The organism is Paenibacillus liaoningensis, assembly GCF_059609455.1.
Genome location: NZ_JCAALU010000047.1, coordinates 1 through 1,844, shown reverse-complemented (window position 1 = coordinate 1,844; position 1,844 = coordinate 1). Strand labels below are relative to the sequence as shown.

At 48.3% G+C, this 1,844-nt stretch carries 1 protein-coding gene, 1 pseudogene and 1 riboswitch; the gene and the pseudogene both read left to right on the top strand.

The features are described 5' to 3' along the window. The first annotated feature begins 17 nt into the window (after positions 1-17). Positions 18-1,148, top strand: a complete 1,131-nt coding sequence (locus AC6B99_RS33255) for an asparaginase (RefSeq protein ID WP_496665169.1) — start codon at positions 18-20, stop codon at positions 1,146-1,148. 58 nt (positions 1,149-1,206) lie between these two features. Then, a riboswitch (guanidine-I (ykkC/yxkD leader) is annotated at positions 1,207-1,355 on the top strand. 214 nt (positions 1,356-1,569) lie between these two features. Then, positions 1,570-1,844, top strand: a pseudogene (locus AC6B99_RS33250) (asparaginase); the annotation flags it as partial.

Sequence of the window (1,844 nt, the reverse complement as noted above, 5' to 3'; positions counted from 1 at the left end):
TTTTTTCGCTTTCTGCCATTATCGCACTCGTAACATTTATTTCTCCCGTAGGGGCCGCTGAGGCTGCTATCCAGGCAATTGCTTTCCCTGAGGTGCCTGCTTCCTTCCAGAAATCGAAGCTCCCTAACATTCTGGTTATTGGTACAGGAGGCACGATTGCTGGACAATCGACGGATGAGACAAGCTTTCAAACGTACCGTGCGGGTACGCTTTTAATTAAAGATATGGTGAAGAGCCTGCCGAATCTGGATAAGATGGCAGACGTTGAGACTGTGCAGTTTGGCAACAAAGACTCATCAGCTTATCTGATGGACGACTTGGCAAGCCTGTCGATGACAGTGGATGCAGCGTTGAAGAAATACGACGGTGTAGTCGTTACGACAGGTACAGATACGATGGAGGAAATCGGTTATTTTCTTGATCTTACGGTTCGCAGCTCGAAGCCGGTTGTTATTACGGGCTCTATGCGCCCGTGGACAGTGATCGGAAGCGATGCTCCGGCGAACTTGTTCAATGCGATTAAGCTGGCAGCAAGCGGCAAGACGAAGAAATTCGGCACCGTGCTCATGCTGAATGATGAAATTCATGCTGTGCGCGAAGTGACGAAAGCAAATGCAATGCGTCTCGACACATTCGAGTCGCCAGGATTTGGCCCGCTGGGCTACATTGATGAATCGATTATTCAAATTTACCGCGTGCCGACAAGAGCGCTGAAAACCGATGCAGAGTGGGCAACGCCGTTTGATCTGTCCAAGCTGCCGAAGGCCGGCTTCTCGAAGGTTGAAATTGCTTATTCGTATCAAGGTGCTGGCGGCGAGGCGATCAAAGGCTTCGTAGACGGCGGGGCGAAAGGGATTGTTACAGCGGGTACGGGAGCTGGCGGCATTTCCGCTGCAATGAGGGAAGAACGTACGAAGGCGATTGAGAAGGGTGTTGTTTTCGTAACGACGACAAGAACCGGATCGGGCAATGTTTATGGCGGCAGCGATGGGATTTTGGCAGGGGATAATTTGAATGCTGCTCATGCTCGTATTCTGCTTATGCTGACTCTGACTTACACAAGCGATTTCCCAACTATGCAAAAATGGTTCACTACTTACGGTGCGCTGGAAGTGCCGGAAGATACTGCGGTGAAAGCTGCTGCATAATACAAAGCATTTTAGATGAAAAACATATGGTTCCTATGCTGGCTGTACACATCGGGAACGACAAGCTGTCCAGGGTTCCGTTGACAGGCCGCAAGCATGCTTGCGCCTTATCAAGTCTGGTCCAAAAGACGGCGTACGGCGGGCGTGCACCCATTGAGAGATGACAGCAACCGCTGTGTAACACGGAAGGATAAAAGCCTGGGAGATCACAATCTCCCGGGCTTTTGTTTTTTTTAGAAATATAAGGAGCGGGACAAGGCGATCTCGCGGTTGGATTGTTTTAGCAGAAGACCTCACACCGTCATTAAATTTATGTTAGTTATTCTTACACATATAGGTATAAAGTCACTTGTTCGATTTAAATATGTGAGATAATATAACGCAATAGAGATTACATTATAGTTAAGTGGAGGGAACCAAGATGATGCTGTCTATTAAAAGGATGACTGTTTTTTCGCTTTCTGCCATTATCGCACTCGTAACATTTATTTCTCCCGTAGGGGCCGCTGAGGCTGCTATCCAGGCAATTGCTTTCCCTGAGGTGCCTGCTTCCTTCCAGAAATCGAAGCTCCCTAACATTCTGGTTATTGGTACAGGAGGCACGATTGCTGGACAATCGACGGATGAGACAAGCTTTCAAACGTACCGTGCGGGTACGCTTTTAATTAAAGATATGGTGAAGAGCCTGCCGAATCT